Source organism: Streptomyces pluripotens (genome assembly GCF_000802245.2).
GTDB classification, from domain to species: domain Bacteria; phylum Actinomycetota; class Actinomycetes; order Streptomycetales; family Streptomycetaceae; genus Streptomyces; species Streptomyces pluripotens.
In genome coordinates this window covers 6,318,660-6,338,555 of sequence record NZ_CP021080.1, presented here as the reverse complement: position 1 = coordinate 6,338,555, position 19,896 = coordinate 6,318,660, and the positions used below count along the sequence as shown (strand labels likewise).

Below are 19,896 nucleotides of genomic sequence, written 5' to 3'. Positions count from 1 at the left end.
CGCTTATCGGGTGTGATCCAACGGCTCCCCCGCCGGGCCGCTCTCGCCGGCCGGTTCCACGGTGGCGCCCTCCCAGCGCAGGGCCTTCCAGCCGTCGGCCGGGGTGCCTTCGAGGATCACCACACCGGTGTTCCGCAGTGGGCGGGCGACGGCGAAGGTCACGTCAAGGTTGACTGCCCGGGCGGCGGTCCACACACGGATCGCGGCGCCGTGGCTGATCATGGCCACGGTGCGGGCACCGCTCACGGCCGCCTCGGCGATCACGGCGTCGTACCGGGCGAGGGCCTCCTTGCCGTTCTCCCCGCCAGGGATGCGCGGTGCAGTGTCCCCGGCCGCCCAGGCAAACACGGTTCGCAGATACCGCTCGGCCCCGCGCGAGTGGCCGGGAAGCATCTCCAGATCACCGGCGGACAGCTCGCGGATTCCGTCGCGGATGATCTGGTTCAGGCCGCGGGCGGCGGCCAGTGGGGCGGCTGTGAGCTGGGTGCGTACGAGAGTGGACGTGTACAGGGCTTCGATGTCCTCGTCGGCGAGGGCCTCGGGCAGTGCGGCGGCTTGCGCCTCGCCGAGCGGGGTCAGCCCGGGGCCCGGGGCGGCAGTGTCCAGCAGTTGCCGCACATTGGACCGGGTCTGGCCGTGGCGGACCAGAAGCAGGCGCATCCGGCGGATCTCCTTACGCGCCAGCCGGGCGTACGGCGCCCGGACGCACGGGAAGCGGGCACTTCAGGGTATCCGCACTCCTTGATCCCGGCCCCCCGGACCCGGCCTCGGTCACACCCCACCACGTCACACCACGTCACACCACCGACGGTAGGGATCTCGCGCGGCCGAACGGCGTCCGGTCATGCGCGCCGAACGGCGTCACCGCGAAACCGCCGGCGGACGCGCGCTGCTGCCGCGAAGAAATCCACGAAGCGACCCGTGGGGCCGTGACCGCTGACCGGTGCGGGCCGGGGGCCGTCGCGGACCGAGTCGGCCGCGGGCGGGTCCATCCATGCGGGCGGGGCCGAGGACCTGATGCTCCACTGCCCCCCGCACCACAGCTCCCTGATGTTGCATCAGTCCAATATGCGATATGCGAGTCTCACCATTCGATAGGAGGCGTACCGTGGGACATGCGGCCGGACGGGGTCTGGGGCCATCGCTCGGTACTGCCGGGTCGGCAGGACGGGACACAAGGAACGCATTCGAATGCGACGGGATATTGGCGTGATGCCACCGGAAGGGACACGACCATGCCGAAAGCGCGAGAGACCGCCGTCTACACGCACGGGCACCACGAGTCGGTGCTGCGATCGCACACCTGGCGCACTGCCGCCAACTCCGCGGCCTATCTGCTGGGCTCGCTCAAGCCCGGCATGACGGTCCTGGACATCGGCTGCGGCCCGGGGACCATCACCGCCGACTTGGCGGAACTGGTTCCCGAGGGCCAGGTCACCGGGGTCGACATCGCACCGGGAATCCTGGAACGGGCCCGGGCCACCGCTGCCGGACGCGGTCTGGCGAACGTCAGCTTCGCGGTCGCCGACGTGCACGCCCTGGACTACCCGGACGACACCTTCTGCATGGTCCACGCCCACCAGGTGCTCCAGCACGTCGGCGATCCGGTGCAGGCGTTGCGGGAGATGCGCCGGGTGACGAAACCGGGCGGGTACGTCGCCGTGCGCGACGCGGACTATGCGGCGATGACGTGGTATCCGACGGTTCCAGGCCTGGACCAGTGGCTCGATCTCTACGAGCGGGTGGCCCGCGCGGGCGGCGGCGAGCCGGACGCCGGGCGGCGACTGAAGGCGTGGGCGCTGGCCGCGGGGTTCCGGGACATCATCGTCACCACCGGCACTTGGACGTTCACCACCGACGCCGAGCGGGCCTGGTGGAGCGGCCTGTGGGCGGACCGCACCGTCTCCTCGGCCTATGCCGAGCGGGCCACATCAGGGGGCCACGCGACAGCGGAGGAATTGCGGGCGGTCGCGGAGGCCTGGCGGGAGTGGGGAAGGCAGGAGGACGGCTGGTTCGCAGTCCTGCACGGGGAGATTCTGTGCCGCGTGGAAGTCTGATCCACGGGTTTCGGGAAACCCGCAGGGCAGGAGGTTCACGTCATGACTGCCATCCTGCTGGTTCTGCTTGTGGCCCTGATTCTCGTCGGTGTCGGATTCGTGGTGAAGATGATCTGGTGGATCGCCCTGGCGGTGCTGATCGTGTGGCTGCTGGGATTCCTGGTCCGGGGCTTGATCGGTTCAGACGACAGGAACCGCGGGCGCCGATGGTGATGTCCGCCGGCCGACGGCAGCGGTGCACACCGTCCGGTTCTCGAAGGGCTAGTCCAAGTGGTTCACGGGCGAGGCGGGCTCCTCTCAAAGCGCCGCTCCCCCTCGCCCCTCCGATGGACCGCCGCGTCATCCCTTGATGCCCTCAGCCGTACTTTCCCCCGTGAACGAGTAGGCGGCCCAGGGACCGGTGAGTACGACCCGGACCCCGGGGGCCTCGCCCTTCGCGCGGTCCACCAGTTCCACGAATTCCTCGGAGTGCGTGCGTGGCACCAGATAGGCCGCATCCAGCACGTTCCGGCCCGGCTCCGCGGCTCGCGGGGACTCCTCCCTGGAAGGCGGGGATTCCTGCGGGGTGCGCAACCGGACGTCACAGGCGTGCTGGGAAAGCCGCTCGTGCAGGGCCTGCGCGAACGTACCGGCCCGCTGCTGCCTCTCCTCCTGGGCGCGAGTGCCTGCCTCCCGGCGGTGCGGCCGACCCCGCCCGTCCGTGGGTTCCACCGCGAGCCCGGCGGGCCCGCCAGGCTCGGGCTCCAGATACACCTTCACGCCCCACTCCACCCGGCCGGCCAGGCGGTTCAGGGTGTTCCGGAAGTCGTCCTCGCGGTTCTCGATCATCGTGCGCACCCCGCTGTCGTCCGGAAAGACGGTCGCCAGCCGCAGCGGCAGCGGAGTGGTGACCGTGGTGAGCGCGTCGATCACGCCCTGGTGCGAGCGTGTGGTCGCGGTCAACCAGTCCGGGTCGGCCAGGTGGGCTCTGAGGGCTTCCCCGGCGAAGTCGGACCGCGGAACCGTACTGACGACCGCGACCAGCCCGCGATGACGCAGCAACGCAGGTGGGGCGCCCCCGATGCCCGTGAGCTGGGTTTGCAGGGGAGTCCCGAAGGGACGACAGACGGCGTACACGTAGCGCAGACCGCTCATGGTGCCTCCCTTCGACGTCCGACCCCGGCTCCGGCGTCTCCAGCCAGGGAGTGCGCGTTGCCCCGGCCCGCTCCGTCCAGGGCCGGACCGCCCCGCCGGATCCGGACCGGGGTGCACCGGGCCGTTCCCCTTCCGGTAGACGCCCATCTCCCAGTCGATGCCCACCTCCCCGGTCTTGTCCACCGAGGCGATGGCGAGCCCCGGTGGTGCACGGCCCTTCGCCGGGGTGGTCGGCGGGACGGCCCCCCGTCTCCTGCGCGATGGTCCCACCACGCGAGGACGGCACCGTGCCGGGCCCGTTCGGTCCTCACCCCGCGGCGGGGCGCGGGTACCGTACGTGTGCCACCGCGGCTCATCGCGCCACCGTCTCCTCCACCAGCAGCCTGACCGCCGCCGAAATACCCGCGGCGTCGATGCCGGCCGCGTGCAACTGTTCGTCGGGAGCGGCCGAGCCGGGCATGGTACGCACGGCGAGCCGCACCGTGCGGGGCCCGGGTCGACCGTCGGCGAACACCTCTGCGACGGCGTCCCCGAGGCCGCCCTCGGCGTGGTGGTCCTCGACCGTGAGGAGGCAGCCGGTCTCCTCGGCGGCCCCGCGCAGTGTGTCCGCGTCGACGGGCTTGACGGAATAGAGGTCGATGACTCGTACCCGGATGCCGTCCTCGGCGAGCCGGTCGGCGGCGGCGAGCGCCTCGTGCACGGTGACCCCGGCCGCCACGACCGTCAGCCGGTCGTCCTCGCTGCTGCGCAGCGTCCTGCTGCCGCCAGCCCCGAACTCCTCACCGGGGCCGTAGACCACCGGGGTCCTGCCGCGCGTGGTGCGCAGATAGCGGATGCCGTCGAGGCTGGCCATGGCCGCGACCAGCTTCGCGGTCTGGTTGGCGTCGCACGGGTAGAACACGGTGGAGCCGTGCACGGCGCGGAACATCGCCAGGTCCTCCAGCCCCATCTGCGAGGGCCCGTCCTGGCCGATCGCGACCCCGGCGTGCGAGCCGACCAGGTTGATGCCCAGGCCGCTGATGGACGCCATGCGAATGAAGTCGTGGGCGCGGGTGAGGAACGCAGCGAACGTCGATGCGTACGGCACCCAGCCGCGCACGGCCATGCCCGCAGCGGAGGCGACGAGCTGTTGCTCGGCGATGTAGCACTCGAAGAACCGGTTGGGGTGGGCCTTGGCGAACTCCTCGGTCCGGGTGGAATCACCGACCTCGCCGTCCAGGGCGACGACGTCGCCGCGGGCGCCGCCGAGCGCGGCAAGCGCCTTGCCGAAGGCGTCCCTGGTGGCGACCTCCTCCCCCACGTCGAAGGCGGGCAGCTGCAGTGCCTCGGTGGTGACCGGGCGTGGCGCGGCGGCGGCCGGCGGCTCACTGACCCGGACGTGCGTGGTACGGGGGCCGCCCAGTTCGGCGATGGCCGCTTCGGCCTCGGGCAGCGGTTTGCCGTGGAGTCCCTCGCGGTCCTCGACGGAAGCCACACCCTTGCCCTTGAGCGTGCGGGCCAGGATCACGGCGGGCTGCCCAGTGGTGGCCAGGGCCTGTGCGTAGGCCCGGTCGATCGCGTCGACGTCGTGGCCGTCGGTCTCGATGGCGTGCCAGCCGAAGGCCTGGAAACGACGTGCGTAGGCGTCCAGGTCGTGTCCGTGCCGGGTGGGGCCGCGCTGCCCGAGCCGGTTGACGTCTACGATCGCGATCAGGTTGTCGAGGTTCTCGTACCCGGCATGTTCGGCGGCTTCCCAGACGGAGCCCTCCGCCAGCTCGCTGTCGCCACACAGCACCCACACACGGTAGCCGGTGCGGTCCAGGCGCTTCGCGGCGAGCGCGATACCGGCCGCGATGGGCAGGCCCTGGCCGAGTGAGCCGGTGGCCGTCTCCACCCAGGGCACGCGCCGGGGCGTCGGGTGTCCTTCGAGTCGGCTGCCCAGCCTGCGGAAAGTGAGCAGCTCGCCGTCTTCGATGGCACCGGCCGCCTTGTAGGCGGCGTAGAGCAGCGGCGAGGCGTGTCCCTTGGACAGCACGAAGCGGTCGTTGGCGGGGTGTCCGGGGCGCTCGAAGTCGTAGCGTAGATGGTTCGCCAGCAGGACGGCCATCAGATCGGCCGCGGACATCGCGGACGTGGGGTGCCCGGACCCCGCGGCGGCGGACGCCCGTACGCTGTCCACGCGCAACTGCTGCCCCAATGCAGCGAGTTCGGTGGTGTTCATCGGCCTCCGGGCGCTGTTCATCGGTCTCCTTCGGTGTTCTTGCGCTCAGTCGGTGAGGTGGGTTCGGCCGGTGCGCGGGGCACGGGGCGGGGGGCGGGGCGGGGGATGAGAGACACCGGGTCGGGGCGATGGGTCAGGGGACTGGTGCGTCGGGCGGGGCCGGTGACCGGTGGCCGGACGTTGCAGCCCGCCCGGGAACCGCGCCACTCCCGGGGAAGCCGTCTCCAGAGGCACCGACCGGTCCCGTGCGAGGCCCAACTGGGCCCCCTGGCACGGAAGTACGACGTCCGGCAACCAGTCGGCGGCGACACGGAGGCGGTTGCCGGGCAGCGCGACCAGGTGGTGGCCGCGGGTGACCGCGCCGACGACCGGTCCGGACAGCGGGATGCCGAACGGGTTGGCGACGGCCCGGCTGCCTCCCAGGTCGACGGCGGTGCCCAGATCACGGTGCCGGTACGGGCGCCGGTGTCGGCCGAGCCCCAGCAAGGCGGCCAGGTCGACCCGGTCCGCCTCGCCGAGCGGCAGTCCCACTGCGCGCAGTGTGTCGGGCAGCGAGACGGTGACCCTGCGGGCCTCCAGGATGCCGGCGGCCACCTGGGGCAGCAGGGGTAGGTACGGGAAGTAGTCGGTCGGGTTCAGCAACGTGATGTCGGCCCGGTCCCGGGCGAGACCGGCCAGTGTGCGGGCAGCCCGGTACCCGGCGAATCCGGCGCCGACGATCACGACGCGAGGTCGGCTCACGATGCGCCTCCGGCGGTGTGGCTCGTCCGAGGCCTTCCGCGTAACCGGTGCCGGGGCACCCAAACCCCGGGCGGGTCACCCATACGCCGGTCGGTGCACCCGAACGCCGAAGTCGGCGCCGCTCCCCCGGGGGACCGGCCGCTGGGGCAGCGGGCGTCCCTCGGCGCCGCCTGGACGGCCTCCCTGGCCGTGTGTCGCCGTGCCCCGGCTGCCCGGCGTCTGGCGGACCGCGCTCTGGCCGGCCGGGTCCGCGCTGAGGTGCCACGCACCGGGGCTGCCCCCGCCGCACCTCCTTCCCTTCCCCTCTTCCCCTGCCCTCCCCTCTCCTTCACGCGGTACGGGGAACCCGCGCCTACCGGATTTCCCCCTGCGGCACGTCCCGTTGCACCGCTCCGCGGGACGGGCCCGGCCGGGGAGCATGCCTTCTGCACACGCGGGGGGTGGGGACGGGCCGGCCGGTGGTGGGTGGTGCGGGGGCCGTCCCGGCCCCTCGGACTGGGGCAGGGGCCTGCGTCGTGGCGGACGCCCCAACTAGGCTCGTCCCCATGGAGATTCTGGGCGCCTCACTGCGTATCTGCGTCGACGACATCGAAGCCGCGGTCCCTTTCTACGAGCGTCTGGCGGGTGGCAGAGCACTGCGCTTTGACCGTGGTGGGGTCCAGGTCGCCGCAGTCGGCTCCTTTCTCCTGATGAGCGGTCCGGAGGCGGAACTGGAGTTCCTGCGCAAAGTGACGGCGACGATCGCGGTGCAGGACGTGGACGAGGCCCACCAGCTGCTGATGGACCTCGGTGCCCGCATCGTCGCGGGACCGGTGTCCACACCCGCGGGCCGCAGCCTGCTCGCGGTGCACCCGGACGGATCGGTGTTCGAGTACGTCGACCAACGCGGCTGAGCCGGTCGGGCCGGGGCGGAGCACGTAGGGACGTCGTAGCGGGGCCGGTGGGGCTCATCGGTGAGGCGGGCCCTCAGCCGGATGATCACGTCCGTGCCCCCTCGTCCCAGGTCGGCGACCCGAGGCCCCTCCCGAACACGGTCCGCGCCTCGGTGCGCCTGCCCTCGGCGAGCAGCAACTCGGCTTCCGGTAAACGGAACCGGCCGCGCCGACGGACGGCGGCTGTTCCCACCCGGCCCGGGCCCGCGCCGTCCGCCGTATCCGAAGCAGCGCCTTGGGGGTCCCGCGACCGACCGCGGCGCAGGCGCAGCTTGTCGCCGCCGTGGGGCGCCTGAACCCGGGCGGTGTGCAGGGGGGAGCAAGAGAGAGTGGCGTGGCCGCCGGCGCCGATGTTCCGTGAAATGCCGCGGGAGTACCAGGCGCCGTTGAGGGCGAGGCCGGCGGCCTGCACCTCGGAGGTGGGGCAGAGGAGTTCACGTCCGGCGGGCAGGTGGAGCAATGAGGTGATCCGGCCACCGAGGCCGGGCGTTCCAGGGGGTCAGCCCAGGGGCCGCATCTCTGCGGTGAGTGCCCAGCGTTCATGGTCGCGCCAGGCACCATCGATGCGGATCATGCTGGGTGAGAAGCCCTCCAGCCGGAACCCGGCTCCACGGGCGAGCGCGATGGACGCGGTGTTCCCGGGCTGTACGTTGATCTCCAGCCGGTGCAGTCCCAGCGGCCCGAACGCGTACTCGATGACCAGGTCCAGGCCCTCGCGCATCAGTCCGCGGCCAGCAGCGTGGAAGAAGGCGCCGTAGCCGAGGGCGCCGCACTGGAAGCCGCCCCGGACGATGTTGTTGACGGTGATGAATCCGGCGATGCCTCCGGTGTCCTTCTCGCACACCAGGAAGCCGGCCTTGCCGTGCTCGCCGGTCAGCCGGGCCACGTAGTTCGCGTAGGCCTCGTCGCTGTCCGGCGGGAACAGCCAGGGCTGGTGCAGGTTCCTGCTCTCACGGGTCCGCGCGGTGAACTCCGGGCCGTCTTCGAGGGTGAAGTGGCGGATGGCCACACGGGGGCCTTCGGAGAGGAATCCGGAAGAGATGTGCAGCATCCGGCCAGCTTACGGCGCGGCTCCGTGTTGTGTTGTCGGACATCCTGTGCAGGGGCACCGGCGGGAAAGGGTGAGCGCAGCGGTGGCGGCACCTGCGGCTGGGGCCTGCCTGGTGTGCCGGTGGCCGGATCCTCGGTGGGCCGCTGTGTGGCTCTCCCGGTGGCCGGTCGCGGATGAGGCGCGGATCACCGAAGGGCCGGCCAGTCGAGCGTCAACGTGGCACCGTCCGCGTCGAGTTCGGCAGCGACTCCGAAGGGAATCGTCAAGGCGCCTTCGCAGTGGCCGAATCCGAAGTCCTCCACCACCGGAACACCGAGCGTGCCGAGCCGATCGGCCAACAGGGGCCGTACCTCGGCGTAGTCGGCGCACTCCTGCCAGGATCCGAGGAGTACTCCGTGTACCCCTTCCAGCCATCCGGAACGCAGGAGTTGGGTGAGGTACCGGTCCAGCCGGTACGTCTCCTCGCCCACGTCTTCCAGGCACAGCAGTCCGCCGCCGGCCGAAGGCCGGGTGTGCGGGGTGCCGCGTTCCGCGGCGAGCAGGCACAGGCAGCCGCCGAGGGTGACGCCGCGGGCGCGGCCGGGCACGAGGGGCGTGCCGCCGGAGGCGATGGTGCGGACTGTTTCCGGGGTGAAGAGGGTGGCTCGCAGATGCTGCTGGGCCCGGGTGGTCTCGATGAAGTCGATGCCGGCCGCCATCGGTCCGTAGAGTGTGGTGAGGCCCAGGCGGGTGGCGAAGGCCTCGTGCAGGACGGTGGCGTCGCTGAAACCGACGAAGATTTTCGGCCCGGCCGCCCGCATCGCGTCCCAGTCGAGCAGGTCGACCAGGCGCTGCGCCCCGTAACCGCCGCGGGCGCACAGGACCGCATCCACAGTGGGGTCGCACCAGGCGTTCTGGAGGTCGGCGGCGCGATCCGCGTCCGTACCCGCCAGGTAGCCGAACTCGCGGTGTTGGGCCAGGACATGGCGTCCGGGTACGGTGTCAAGGCCCCAGCCGCGCAGTACGTTGAAGCCCGCCTGCAGCCTGTCCTTGGGCACCGGCCCGCTGGTGGCGACGACAGCCACCCGCGCCCCGGGGGCCAGCCGGGGTGGCCGCACCAGTGCCTTCACGTGGCCAGCTCCGTCACTTGACCGGCTCTTCACGTGTCTGGCTCTTCACGTGTCTGACTCGTCACAGATCGGGTTCCTTTACGTGATCAGCTCGGTCTTCGGCACCTGCGGTGCCGGGTTCAGCCCGAACACCTGCACATATAGGGACAGTTCGGCTTCCAGGGCGCGGACCATCGTCTCGGCCCGTCGGAACCCGTGCCCCTCCCCCGGGAAGGTGAGATATGCGTGGGGTACGCCGCGGCCCTCGATCCGGGCGAGGAAACGTTCGCACTGCGCGGGCGGGCAGATGGCGTCGTCCAAGCCCTGGAGCAGCAGGAAGGGTACGGTGAGCCGGTCAGCGCGGGCGGTCGGTGAGCGCTCGGCGTAGCGGGCTGGCACGTCCGCGCGCGGGCCGATCAGCGACTCCAGGTAACGGGACTCGAAGTCGTGGGTCTCGCCGGGGCCCCAGGTGGTCAGGTCCAAGACGGGATAGATGATGGTGCCACAGGCGTAGAGACCGGTCGTGGTCAGGGAGGAGGCGGCCGTCCAGCCACCCGCGCTGCCGCCCCGGATGGCGAGCCGGTCGGGGTCTGCGGTCCCCTCGTCGGCGAGGGCGCGGGCGACAGCCGCGCAGTCCTCGACGTCGACCACGCCCCACTGCTCGCGCAGCCGCTCCCGGTAGGCCCGCCCGTATCCGGTGGATCCGCCGTAGTTCACCTCGGCGACGCCGATGCCCCGCGAGGTGAAGTAGGCGATCCCCAGGTCCAGCACGAGCGGCACCCGGCTGGTGGGCCCGCCGTGGGCCCAGATGACGTAGGGCGGCAACTCGCCGTCAGCGGGGCTTCGTTCGGGATGGTGCGGCGGGTAGACGTGGGCGTGCACCGCGCGGCCGTCGGGCCCGGCGAACACCCGGATCTGCGGCTCGGGGTAATAGGCAGGGTCGACGGTGTCCTGGTGTTGGGCGCCGACCGCACGGGCGTGGCCGGTGGTGGTGTCCAGTTCCACGACTTCGTATGCGGTACGAGGACTGGCACCGACACCGATCACACGCCCACCGCAGGTCGCGAGCGTGCCAGCGAACTCGGTCCACGGACCGTCGGTGTCGACCGTCTCGCCGGATTCGGGATCCAGTATCCCGAGTACGGTCGCCCCCCTGCCGTGGACGACCGCGATCATCCCGGAGTCCATCGGCGCGAACCAACGCAGCCCGAGTTGCCAGAGGGGCCCACCGAACTCCTCCTGTCGGGGGCACAGCGGGATGCCGTCGCGGTAGAGGTTCCACCAGCCACTGCGGTCGCTTGTATACAGAATGCTGCCGTCTGCAGACCAGTCGACCTGAGCGACGGCCTCATCCGGCCCGCCGGCGACCGTACGCACGTCCCTCAGCTCACCGTCGTCGCCGACCTCGGCGACGAGAAGCTCCGTACCCTCCCACGGCATGCGCGGATGATCCCAGGCGAGCCAGGCGGCACGTCGCCCGTCGGGGGACAGCCGCGGTCCGGTCACGAACCGGTGCCGGGCCGGAGTGAGCTCGCGGATGGCGTCGCGGTCGTCGGCGGCTGAGCCGTCCAGCGGCACGGCGACGAGAGCGCGACGTACGTCGTCGGGTCCTTCTCCCGTGAACTCCTCCATTACGCACCATGCTTCGCCGCGGACGAGGTCGATGCGGGGCTCCGCCCAACGCCAGCCGCGACCAGTGGATGCCACCGGAGTCAAAGGACGTGGCTCGCCGTCGGGTTCGTACCGGTACAGCCGCTGGTCCGCGAAGTGCACGAACACGACGACTGGCTGGCCGTGGCGCATGACTCCGGTCCAGGGCAGGCCGCCGTACTCGATGATTCGGCTGCGCACGTTCCAGGGGGCCGGCAGCACCTGTTCCTCGGTCCCGTCGGTCCGCCGCCGGACGAGGACCCGGCGTCCACCATCGGCGGGACGGGGTTCGGTCCACCAGATTTCGTCCCCCACCGTCCCCACCCAGTCCGGCCGCCCGTCGTGCGCAGCGGCGAGGGCCGCGTCGATGGGCGAAGGCCATGATCCGTACGACGCCTTGAGCACCGCGTCCCCCAAATCTAGGCGGTGCGCAGGAAGCGATCGAGGACCTGGACGCCGAAGTGCAACGCCTCGACGGGTACTCGCTCGTCCACGCCGTGGAACAGTGCCTGGTAGTCGAGGTCCTCCGGCAGCTTCAGCGGGGCGAAGCCGTAGCCGGTGACACCGAGCCTGGAGAACTGCTTGGCGTCCGTGCCCCCGGTCATGCAGTACGGCACCACATGCCCGTCCGGGGCGAACTCCTCGACGGCCGCTCGCATCTTCGCGAACACGGGTGCGTCCACCGGCGCCTGCAGGGCTTCCGTGCGGTGTTCGAATTCCCAGGTCACGTCCGGTCCGATCAGCCGGTCGAGGGTGCTGCGGAACTCGTCCTCGGCGCCTGCCAGATAGCGCCCGTCGACGAAGGCCACCGCTTCGCCGGGGATGACGTTCAGTTTGTAACCGGCCTCCAGCATGGTCGGGTTGGCGCTGTTGCGGACGGTATCCTCCACCAGTCCGGCGGCTGGGCCGAGCTTCTGCAGCAGCTGTTCGACGTCGGTGAAGTCGGCGTCCATGCCGTACAGGGCGGCTAGCTGGGTCAGTGTGGCCCGTACGGTCGGAGTGAGCCTGAGCGGCCATACGTGCTCGCCGATGCGGGTGACGGCGGCGGCGAGCCGGGTCACCGCGTTCTGCGTGTTCACCTTGGAGCCGTGACCGGCCCTGCCGTGGGCGGTGAGTTTCAGCCAGCCGGTGCCCCTCTCTCCCGCGGCGATGGGGTAGATCTCCCGGCCGGTGCCGTCGTGGAAGGTGAAGGCACCCGATTCGCCGATGCCCTCGGTGCAGCCTTCGAACAGTTCGGGGTGCTGTTCGGCGAGGTATCCGGACCCGTCCTCGGCGCTGGCTTCCTCGTCCGCGGTGAACGCGACGACGAGGTCGCGGCGGGGCCGTACGCCCTGCCGCGACCAGGACCGGAGGACCGCCAGGATCATCGCGTCCATGTTCTTCATGTCCACGGCACCTCGACCCCACACGATGCCGTCGCGGATCTCGCCGGAGAACGGGTGCACGCTCCAGTCGGCGGGCTCGGCGGGCACCACGTCGAGGTGGCCGTGCACCAGCAGTGCGTCGGCGGACGGATCGGTTCCGGCGACCCTGGCCACGACGTTGGTCCGGCCCGGTGTGCGTTCCAGCAGCAGCGGTTCCAGCCCGGCGCCGACCAGCCGCTCGGCCGCGTATTCGGCGGCGGGCCGCTCCCGACAGTCCCCACCGCCCCGGTTGGTGGTGTCCATTCGGATCAGGCCAGAGGTGAACTCCACGACCTCGTCAAGGGCCTGCTGGTCAGCCATACTGCTCCTCCACGGCGGCGGAGACGATCGTGGTGACCGCCTTGAACGTGCGGATGCCCTCGTACATGGTGCTGCTGCGGTACGCCACCTTCCGCTCCCCGGTCCGCGCGACGCCGGGGACGACGGTCGCGGCCATCGCCAGATGCGCGGCATCGAACTCCAGTGCAATGGCGAACGGGCCAGCATATGTCGGTTCTTGACGGTCCGCCAGCTGTGCCGCCTCTTCAGCGGCGGCGCGGATGGCCTCGGCGGTGCGGGACGGGGTACGGCATACCGCCGCGTACCGTGACACGTGGTCCTTGACCGCAACCTTCAGTGCTCCGGGAGCGTACCCGAGCGCGTCCTCACAGGCCAGGTCGTCGCCGGTGACGAGCACGACGGGGACGCCGTACTCGGCAGCCACGTGTGCGTTGAGCAGGCCCTCGCTGGCACGGACGTCGTTCAGCCACACCCCGGTGATCTGGTTGGCGAGGTAGGTGTGGGCGAGGACGCCTTCCATGCCGGCGCCCGCGTGGTAGCCGATGAACGCGATGCCGTCCACGTCGCCGTACTGCACACCCTCCACCATGGACAGTGCCTTGTGCCGCCCGGTGAGCATTTCGACCCGTTCGTCGAGCTGTTCCAGGAGCAGGTTGCGCATGGTCCAGTGGGCCTCGTTGACGAGCACCTGGTCAGCGCCGCCGTCGAAGAAGCCTTCTGCGGCGGCGTTGACGTCGGAGGTGAACATCGACCGGCACCGCTCCCACTGCGGTGTCCCCGGCAGCACGTCGGCCGGCCAGGTGACGCCCGTAGCTCCCTCCATGTCGGCACTGATGAGGATCTTCATGGTGTGTCACGTTACGCGTCGGGAAGCGGACAGGCTACGACCCTCGGCACGGCAGCCCACGGCCTGCCGGTCGGCAGGCGGCAGGGTCCGGATCCGGGGGCTCTGCCCGGCGCCACCGGCCTGGCAGAGCGGAACTCCTCCGGGAAGCCGGTGGAGGTGCCAGTCGTCAGGAACACCTCGGGAGGGAGGTGCACCGGACGCCACGACGTGCCTGACGCCCGCCGGGAGGTGCCGCTCCGCTCCCGCGCTGGCGGGGCGCGGAGCGGAAGGCCGTGGCCGGCCGGTCCGCCCGTGTTCCGCGGTGCGCCCGGCTCCCTGGGAGGACTCCGGTCACTTCCCGGCCAGAATGAACCAACGTGCCGGCAGCTCGATGCGGGTGCCGTCCGCCAGGTACTCGGTCTGCGCGAGGGTGGTCTCGCCGTCGGCGAGGATCGTGAGACCGGACTCGGCGAGCAGGCGCGGGATCTCCTGGTCGTCGGCGTCGGCGGGCCTGAGCCCGTGCCGGAAGACGCGCTGGAGCTTGGGCGGCGGTCCGGCCGGCCCGGCAGCGGCCCGCTGCAGGACGTCCCGGGAGCCGGAGGTGAGTTCGACGACGAACGCGCGTCCTTCGGTGCCGATGAGTTCGGCCACAGCGGCGGCCACGGCGGGGCGCGCGGCAGGTTCGCTCTGGTGGATGACGGCCCGCATGTAGACGTTGCTGTCACCGAGCCGGTCGTGCAAGGTGCGTACGGCGTCGGTGTCGGTCAGGTCGAGTTGCTGGAACTCGACGGCGTCGCCGTGCGCGGCGCGACGGGCGTGCTCGACGGCGGCGTGCGAGAGATCGACGCCGACGGCGCGGGCGAACCGGCCCGATAGGTATCGGGTTTGGGTGCCGTTTCCACAGCCGAGGTCGACGATGGTGCGGTTCGGGTCCGCGTAGGGCAGGAGCAGTTCACTGTGCGGGCCGGCGGTCAGGGAGGGATCGGAGTCCCAGATCGCCTCGCCCTTGGTGCCGGAGGTCTCACTCCAGTAACTCTCCCAGGAATGCCGGTAGTTGTTTGAGACGTTCATGCGATCTCCCCATGGTCGGTTCCGTGATCGGGATATCGCGCTGGCGGGGCGTGGGGCAAGGGGCGAGGGGCCCATCTTCACCGAATGTGTGGAGCCGGGACATACCGGGGCGTGAGAATTCCTTCTACACGCCCCCTCGTTCCGAGGCCGAGGGGGCCTCGGGTCCGCTGGCCGGCTCGGTCCCGTCCGCCGGCCTGTGGTGCCCCCGTTCACCGGCCTTCTGCAACCACCGTCTACAGGCCTGCTGAGACGGCTTGCTCGAACCAGACGGTCTTGCGGTGCCCGGTGGCGGTGGCGCCCCATTCAGTGGCCAGACGGCTGATGACGTTCAGTCCGCGGCCCGACTCGTCGAGGGGGTCGGCGTTGATCAGGCTGGGCAAGGCGGGTTCGCCGTCGGTGACCTCGAAGAGTAGCGCGTCGGTACGGACCACTCGTAGCCCGATCCGGCTGCCGGCCGCATGCCGGACGGCATTGGTGACTGCCTCGCTGACCAGCAGTTCGGCGCTGTCCATCGCCTGTGGCAGGTGCCACTTCAACAGTTGCTCGCGGACCAGGCGGCGGGCCCGGGCCGCCTCGCGAGGGTCGCTGTCGAGGTACCACTCGGCGACGTGGTCGTCGGGGATGCCGTTCAGGCGGGCCATGAGCAGGGCCACGTCGTCCTTGCGGCCGCCGCGGGTGTTCAGGGCGCGGATGATGGTGTCACAGGCGGCGTCCATCGAGGCGGCGGGGTGCGCGGCGGACTCACAGAGGGCGGCCAGCCCGTCGCCGATGTCGGAGCCGCGTACCTCGACCAGGCCGTCGGTGCACAGCACCACGGTCGCCGGGGGCGACTTCGATGCGGGTGACTTCGAAGGGGACGCCGCCAACGCCTATGGGAGCGCCGGTGGGCAGGTCGAGGAGTTCGCTTCGTCCGTCTTCGGCTCGGACCAGCACGGGTGGGATGTGTCCGGCGTTGGCGAGCTGGAGTTCGCCGCGGATGGGGTCGTACACCGCGTAGAGGCACGTGGCAAGGTAGGTGTCGCCGAGCCGTCGGGCCAGGTCGTCGAGGTTGCGCAGGAGCTGGGCGGGCGGAGTCTCCATCGTGGCCATGGTCTGGACGGCGGTACGCAGCTGTCCCATCATGGCGGCGGAGTTGAGTCCGTGACCCATGACGTCGCCGACGACGAGGGCGGTGCGCGATCCGGGCAGTTTGATGCTGTCGAACCAGTCGCCGCCGATGCGGCCGAGCCGGGTGCCGGGCAGGTAGCGGGTGGCGATGTCGCATCCGGCCATCCGGGACGCGACCTTCGGCAGCATGCTGTCCTGCAGGGTGTCGGCGACGCTCTCCTGGTAGGTGTACATGCGGGCGTTGTCGAGGACGAGGCCCGCGCGGGCGGCGAGTTCGGCGCCGGTGGTGCGGTCCATGTCGTCGAACGGCGGCCGGTCGGCGCGGCGTAGCAGCACCATGAAGCCGAGCACGACGTTGCGCGCCTTGAGCGGGACGATCAGCAGGGAGCGACCGTTGATGAGCGGCCTGAGGTCGCGTTTCTCGAACTCCCCGGAGATGCGGTCGCCCAGTTCGTCGCTGATGCGCGGGATGAGGACCGGTTCACCGGTGTTCATGCACTGGTAGAACGGGGTGTGTTCGGGGAATGCGAAGGCTTCGCCGACCGGGACGGTGTCGTCCCAGCGGCCCGGCTCGTCGTTGTGTTCCACCCAGACGCGGAACATCACCGTGCTGGGGTCCGGCGGGCCGTCCGGGAAGCCCTCGCCCGCCAGGGCCGCGGCGCGCAGGTGGGTGCCGGCGAAGTCCGCGAAACGAGGGACGGCGGCGCTGGTGACCTCGCGGATGGTCTCACCAAGGTCGAGTGAGGAGCCGATGCCGGAGCTGACCTCGTTCAGGAACTCCAGCCGCTCGCGGACGGCGGCGTACTCCAGGTCCTGTTCGACGCCGGCCGCGACCGCGGTGGCGGCTGCCCGCTCCCGCGGTGCGACGGTGTCGGCCCGGGTGCGTCCGAGGCGGCGGGGCACTCCCCAGTACGGGGTCACGGGGACCCGGTCGCAATGACTGAACTCCAGGACGGGATAGCCGAGTTCCAGTATCTGGGAGACGATCCGGCCACTGAGGCCCGGACCCATGCTGGGGAGGACCTCGGGGAGCCGTCGTTCGAGTTCATCGGAGGCGGGTAGTTCGGTGTGGCGGGCGAAGCCGGGCGAAATGCGTTCGGCGGTCTCGTCGTCGTGGCCACGTTCGGTACACAGGCGGGTGGCGTCGGCGGCGAGGACGAGGAGCGACGGTCCGGGGCCGATGAGCGGGTAGGCCCACCACAGCATGTCGAGCCGCTCGCCGTCCGGCTCCTGCCGCTGCGAGCTCAGGCGGGCACGGCCGGCTGTGGCGTAGCCCGTATGGCCGCCGAGGGAGGCTTCCAGATCGGGTCCGAACGCGCCGTACTCGTCGTAGGCGTCGAGCAGCGAGTCGCCGCGCAGGTGGTCAGGGAAGGCACCGGAGACCGGCAACAAGTCGGTCGCAGGGCGCCCGACGGCGTCGTGTTTGGGCACGCCGAACAGGCGCCGTGCACCTGTGCTCCAGTGAGACACCAGTCCGTCACGGTCGACGACGACCACGGCCAGCGGGATCCGGCCCGCCGTGGCGCTGCCGGTACCGCGCCCGGGAGCTGTGTCCCGCTTGTTGCCACGGTCCATGGCCCAGGCCCTTTCTCCCCACGGCTGTTCGCAGATCATCTGTGCCGCCCGCAACTACGGTACGGCGGCGGCAGGTCGCGATGTGTGGCAATCCTGGAATTGGATTCACCGGATCGCACCGGCGCGTGGCCCGCGCCTTCGCGGGCGCTCCTGGGCCTTCCACGGTGCGGTCTTCCCGCCTGAGGCCTTGTCAGTCCTCGTGGCCGAGCTGCAGGTCCCGTTCCGTGCGGCCACCGCCCGCGACCTGCAGCACGGTGGCGACCGGCGGGTAGCCGGCGGCGATGAGCGTGTACTCCCCGGAGGAGAGGTCGACGAACCGGAACGTCCCGTCGGCGCCGGTGGTGAGGGTGTCGACCACGTTGCCGGCGGCGTCGAGAAGGGTGACGCGCGCGTCTTCCACGGCCCGTCCGCCGCTCGCCCGGACAGTGCCCTTGAGCACGGCTCCGCCCGCGAGTTCGACGTCCTGCCGGGTCTCCCGGGAGGCCTGCACCGTGACCGGGAGCGCCGCGGGCCGGAAGGCGGGGGCGCTGGCGGCGAGGGTGTACTCACCGGCGACCAGTTCGGTGATGACGTAGCCGCCCTCGCGGCTGCTACGGGTGGCGGCCACGACCTCGCCGTGCACATTGGTGAGGGTGACGGTGGCGTCCCGGACGGGACTGCCGTCGGCGGTGAGCACACTGCCGGCCAGGCGTCCGGCGCCGCCGAGGACGACGTCGAGGTCGACGGGCCGCTCACCGACGGTGACGGAGACAGCCTGCGGCTGGTGGCCGCCGGCCGCGGCGATCATCACATACGCCCCGGAGCCGGGCGTGCTCAGCGCGTACCGCCCGTCCTCACCGCTCGCGCCCCGGCCGATCTGTTGTCCGGCGGCGTCGATGAGGGTGAGGGCCGCGCGCGGCACCGCGGTCCCGTCGGGGTGCTGCACCGTGCCGCAGACGGGGATGCCGGCCGGGTACGACGAACGGGCCTGCGGGATCGGGGTGTTCACCGGCACGGTCTCCTGCTCGGGGGCATGGTGGGACACCAGGGGTTTCTCCTTGAGGAAGAAGGCGATGAACAGGCCGAGGACGAGCACCGGGACGAGGTAGAGGAAGATCCGGGGCATCGCGTCGGCGTAGGCGCGGACGTAGGCGTCACGCAGGACCGGGGGCAGCGCGTGGACGAGCTGCGGGGTGATCGAGTCGGGGTCGGGCAGTCGGGTGGCAGCGTGCCGGGGCAGTTCCCGGGACAGGGAGCGGGCGAGCCGGTCGGCGAAGAGAGTGCCGAACACGGCGGCGCCGACGCTGCCCCCGATCTGCCGGAAGTAGTTGTTGGCGCTGGTGGCGGTGCCGATGTCGGCGGGTCGTACGGAGTTCTGCACGGCGAGGACCAGCACGGGCATCACCATGCCGATGCCCGTGCCGAGGACGGCCATCCACATGCTGTAGTGCAGCCGAGGGGTACCGGCTTCGAGGCGGGAGAGCAGCCACATGCCGAGGGCGGCGACGGCCCCGCCGAGCACGGGGAACACCTTGTAGCGGCCGGTGCGGCTGATGAGCTGTCCGCTGGTGATCGAGGCGCCGACGACCCCGGCCATCATGGGCAGCATCAGCAGTCCGGAGCTGGTGGCGCTGGCCCCGTCGACCATCTGCAGGAAGGTCGGCAGATAGCTGGCGGCGCCGAAGAGGGCGACGCCGGTCACGAGGCCCATCAGGCCGCTGGCGTTGAAGACGGGGTCGCGGAACAGCCGGAGCGGGATGAGAGGTTCGGCGGCGAAGTGCTCGGCGACGAGGAAGAGGACGGCCGCGGCCACCGCGCCCGCGCCGAGGCCGAGGATCTGCGGCGAGCGCCAGGGGTACTCGGTGCCGCCCCAGCTGGTCAGCAGGACCAGACAGGTGGAAGCGGTGGCCAGCAGCAGCGCACCGGGCAGGTCGAGACGGCGGGGGGAGCGGGGCCTGGGGAGTTTCAGGACGACGGTGACGACAGCGAGGGTGAGCAGGCCGAAAGGGACGTTGATGTAGAAGCACCAGCGCCAGGAGAGGTGATCGGTGAAGTAACCGCCAAGGAGCGGCCCCGCGACGGACGCGAGCCCGAACGAGGCACCGATCAGGCCCATGTAGCGCCCTCGTTCGCGGGGCGGCACGATGTCGGCGATGATCGCCTGCACGCCGATCATGAGCCCGCCCGCGCCGACGCCTTGGAGTGCGCGGAAGGCGATCAGCTGGTCCATGGACTGGGCCCGGCCGGCCAGCGCGGAGCCGGCGACGAAGACGGCAATGGCGAACTGGAAGACGCCCTTACGGCCGAACAGGTCGCCGAGCTTGCCGTACAGGGGCAGGCCGATGGTGGAGGTGAGCAGATAGGCGGTGATGGCCCAGGACATCCGGTCCAGACCGTGCAGTTCGCCGACGATCTTCGGCAGCGCGGTGGCGACGATCATCTGGTCCAGCGCCGCGAGGAGCAGCGCCAGCATCAGCCCGGAGAACACCAGCCGTACCCGGCATGCCCGCGGCTGGGCGGAGGGTGCGGAGCCGGAGGGGTCGGAGGCGTCACAGGAGGTGGCGGCAGTCTCGCCCGTCGCGGCTGGTACCGCGGCCGGCTCGTGCTTCACCAGTGTCGTCCCGCCCACGTGCCGCTCCCCTCGTCACACCTGTCACACTTCCCGCACGAGGCGACAACTGCGAACAACTGCGGCGGGTTACGGAACCGCCCGGGGTGGGGCAGAGATCCACCCGAACCGGTGAAGGAGCGCGTCCTCCCCTTCACCGGCGGGTTCCGGGTC

14 protein-coding genes and 2 pseudogenes are annotated in these 19,896 nt (G+C 71.1%); 3 read left to right on the top strand and 13 right to left on the bottom strand.

Annotation, left to right across the window (positions count from 1 at the left end):
* Nucleotides 1-3 precede the first annotated feature (3 nt).
* Nucleotides 4-660, bottom strand: coding sequence for a histidine phosphatase family protein (locus LK06_RS28100; RefSeq protein WP_043435358.1), 657 nt, complete (start codon nucleotides 658-660; stop codon nucleotides 4-6).
* Between the two features lie 575 nt (nucleotides 661-1,235).
* On the opposite strand from LK06_RS28100, the gene LK06_RS28095 reads away from it, so the two are divergent.
* Together LK06_RS28095 and LK06_RS28090 are read left to right on the top strand one after the other, a co-directional pair.
* Nucleotides 1,236-2,057 carry a class I SAM-dependent methyltransferase gene (locus LK06_RS28095; protein ID WP_039648149.1) on the top strand — a complete coding sequence of 274 codons (822 nt, stop codon included), beginning with the start codon at nucleotides 1,236-1,238 and terminating at the stop codon, nucleotides 2,055-2,057.
* A 42-nt stretch (nucleotides 2,058-2,099) separates the two neighbouring features.
* Nucleotides 2,100-2,270, top strand: a complete 171-nt coding sequence (locus LK06_RS28090) for a hypothetical protein (protein ID WP_039648151.1) — start codon at nucleotides 2,100-2,102, stop codon at nucleotides 2,268-2,270.
* A 126-nt stretch (nucleotides 2,271-2,396) separates the two neighbouring features.
* Here the strand turns inward: LK06_RS28090 and LK06_RS28085 are convergent, their stop codons facing one another.
* From LK06_RS28085 to LK06_RS35460, 3 genes and pseudogenes are all read right to left on the bottom strand, one after another.
* Complete coding sequence (locus tag LK06_RS28085; protein WP_043435355.1) at nucleotides 2,397-3,191, bottom strand: GvpL/GvpF family gas vesicle protein; 795 nt, start codon at nucleotides 3,189-3,191, stop codon at nucleotides 2,397-2,399.
* A gap of 352 nt (nucleotides 3,192-3,543) precedes the next feature.
* The gene (locus LK06_RS28080) at nucleotides 3,544-5,412 is read right to left on the bottom strand and encodes a transketolase (protein ID WP_267886047.1); all 1,869 of its coding nucleotides are present in this window, start codon (nucleotides 5,410-5,412) and stop codon (nucleotides 3,544-3,546) included.
* Nucleotides 5,413-5,877: 465 nt separating this feature from the next.
* Nucleotides 5,878-6,132, bottom strand: a pseudogene (locus LK06_RS35460) (FAD-dependent oxidoreductase); the annotation flags it as partial.
* Nucleotides 6,133-6,677: 545 nt separating this feature from the next.
* Here LK06_RS35460 and LK06_RS28070 point away from each other — a divergent pair.
* Entirely contained in the window at nucleotides 6,678-7,025 is a 348-nt protein-coding gene (locus LK06_RS28070) for a VOC family protein (RefSeq protein WP_039648156.1), read from the top strand.
* 85 nt (nucleotides 7,026-7,110) lie between these two features.
* On the opposite strand, the gene LK06_RS35350 is transcribed toward LK06_RS28070, so the two are convergent.
* From LK06_RS35350 to LK06_RS28025, 9 genes and pseudogenes are all read right to left on the bottom strand, one after another.
* The gene (locus LK06_RS35350) at nucleotides 7,111-7,524 is read right to left on the bottom strand and encodes a hypothetical protein (protein ID WP_039648159.1); all 414 of its coding nucleotides are present in this window, start codon (nucleotides 7,522-7,524) and stop codon (nucleotides 7,111-7,113) included.
* A gap of 39 nt (nucleotides 7,525-7,563) precedes the next feature.
* The gene (locus tag LK06_RS28060) at nucleotides 7,564-8,115 is read right to left on the bottom strand and encodes a GNAT family N-acetyltransferase (protein ID WP_039648161.1); all 552 of its coding nucleotides are present in this window, start codon (nucleotides 8,113-8,115) and stop codon (nucleotides 7,564-7,566) included.
* Between the two features lie 185 nt (nucleotides 8,116-8,300).
* Complete coding sequence (locus tag LK06_RS28055; protein ID WP_043408173.1) at nucleotides 8,301-9,224, bottom strand: S66 peptidase family protein; 924 nt, start codon at nucleotides 9,222-9,224, stop codon at nucleotides 8,301-8,303.
* A gap of 78 nt (nucleotides 9,225-9,302) precedes the next feature.
* Nucleotides 9,303-11,270 carry a S9 family peptidase gene (locus LK06_RS28050; protein WP_043435351.1) on the bottom strand — a complete coding sequence of 656 codons (1,968 nt, stop codon included), beginning with the start codon at nucleotides 11,268-11,270 and terminating at the stop codon, nucleotides 9,303-9,305.
* Nucleotides 11,271-11,272: 2 nt separating this feature from the next.
* A complete protein-coding gene (locus tag LK06_RS28045; RefSeq protein WP_039648167.1) occupies nucleotides 11,273-12,577 on the bottom strand; it encodes a M20/M25/M40 family metallo-hydrolase in 1,305 nt (434 codons plus the stop codon).
* The gene (locus LK06_RS28040) at nucleotides 12,570-13,403 is read right to left on the bottom strand and encodes a M55 family metallopeptidase (RefSeq protein ID WP_043408178.1); all 834 of its coding nucleotides are present in this window, start codon (nucleotides 13,401-13,403) and stop codon (nucleotides 12,570-12,572) included. Before LK06_RS28040 ends, LK06_RS28045 begins: the two co-directional genes overlap by 8 nt.
* Nucleotides 13,404-13,733: 330 nt before the next feature.
* Entirely contained in the window at nucleotides 13,734-14,453 is a 720-nt protein-coding gene (locus LK06_RS28035; RefSeq protein ID WP_039648170.1) for a class I SAM-dependent methyltransferase, read from the bottom strand.
* Between the two features lie 233 nt (nucleotides 14,454-14,686).
* Nucleotides 14,687-17,135 (bottom strand): annotated as a pseudogene (locus tag LK06_RS28030) (ATP-binding SpoIIE family protein phosphatase).
* A gap of 190 nt (nucleotides 17,136-17,325) precedes the next feature.
* Complete coding sequence (locus tag LK06_RS28025; RefSeq protein WP_043408186.1) at nucleotides 17,326-19,743, bottom strand: MFS transporter; 2,418 nt, start codon at nucleotides 19,741-19,743, stop codon at nucleotides 17,326-17,328.
* Nucleotides 19,744-19,896: the final 153 nt, after the last annotated feature.

Bases quoted from the DNA above. Each gene is read 5' to 3' on its own strand.
- LK06_RS28085 (WP_043435355.1), bottom strand. From the start codon at position 3,191: ATGAGCGGTCTGCGCTACGTGTACGCCGTCTGTCGTCCCTTCGGGACT.
- LK06_RS28095 (WP_039648149.1), top strand. From the start codon at position 1,236: ATGCCGAAAGCGCGAGAGACCGCCGTCTACACGCACGGGCACCACGAG.
- LK06_RS28035 (WP_039648170.1), bottom strand. From the start codon at position 14,453: ATGAACGTCTCAAACAACTACCGGCATTCCTGGGAGAGTTACTGGAGT.
- LK06_RS28060 (WP_039648161.1), bottom strand. From the start codon at position 8,115: ATGCTGCACATCTCTTCCGGATTCCTCTCCGAAGGCCCCCGTGTGGCC.
- LK06_RS28100 (WP_043435358.1), bottom strand. From the start codon at position 660: ATGCGCCTGCTTCTGGTCCGCCACGGCCAGACCCGGTCCAATGTGCGG.
- LK06_RS28070 (WP_039648156.1), top strand. From the start codon at position 6,678: ATGGAGATTCTGGGCGCCTCACTGCGTATCTGCGTCGACGACATCGAA.
- LK06_RS28080 (WP_267886047.1), bottom strand. From the start codon at position 5,412: ATGAACAGCGCCCGGAGGCCGATGAACACCACCGAACTCGCTGCATTG.
- LK06_RS28040 (WP_043408178.1), bottom strand. From the start codon at position 13,403: ATGAAGATCCTCATCAGTGCCGACATGGAGGGAGCTACGGGCGTCACC.
- LK06_RS28045 (WP_039648167.1), bottom strand. From the start codon at position 12,577: ATGGCTGACCAGCAGGCCCTTGACGAGGTCGTGGAGTTCACCTCTGGC.
- LK06_RS28090 (WP_039648151.1), top strand. From the start codon at position 2,100: ATGACTGCCATCCTGCTGGTTCTGCTTGTGGCCCTGATTCTCGTCGGT.